This is a genomic window from Corynebacterium pilbarense (assembly GCF_026930265.1).
GTDB lineage: Bacteria > Actinomycetota > Actinomycetes > Mycobacteriales > Mycobacteriaceae > Corynebacterium > Corynebacterium pilbarense.
Window position 1 is genome coordinate 1 of record NZ_JANRML010000136.1, and the last position, 559, is coordinate 559.

Below are 559 nucleotides of genomic sequence, written 5' to 3' on the forward strand. Positions count from 1 at the left end.
GTTGACGGGGGGTCATCAGCATGTTGTTCAGAGGCTGACGACATGGGTTGGCGAGGGCGTGTGGACCATACTTCTATAACCTTGGATAGACCAGGGCAATCCTTAAGAAGATGGCTACCCTTACAAAGCCTGCAAGGGTACTTGGGCTTACAGGTTGTTTGGGTGATCTTGACATCATCAACACTCCCAGCACGATTAACAGTAACTGGTTGTTTTCCAACATGTTTGACAGTGGTTGGAGGTTTTGACCCTTGCTTATTTTTCTTCTTCTTATTCTTTCGTTTCTTCTTCTTCTTATTCACCGGGTTACTATCTTCAGAACTTTCACCCGACGAAGAAGATGAAACAGAAGGCGACATTGCAAGAAAAGAAGGTGAAGAAGACCTTACTGGTGAAGAAGGTGAAGGATCAACATGAGGTTGATGCTCTTGGGGGGAAGTGCTTACGACCGAAGCACTTACTGCATTCGGGATTACCTGAGTGGAAAATAACCATACCGGTAATCCAATTGTGAGACCCGGAAGGCTCAAAGTAGCAATGTGAGGAGGACCAATGTTTC

The 559-nt window shown here is 45.8% G+C and carries 1 protein-coding gene; it reads left to right on the forward strand.

The window, feature by feature from the left end:
• Positions 1–417: hypothetical protein (locus NUW87_RS11570; protein ID WP_269028681.1), on the forward strand; the 417-nt coding region annotated here is incomplete at its 5' end.
• Between the last annotated feature and the right edge of the window lie 142 nt (positions 418–559).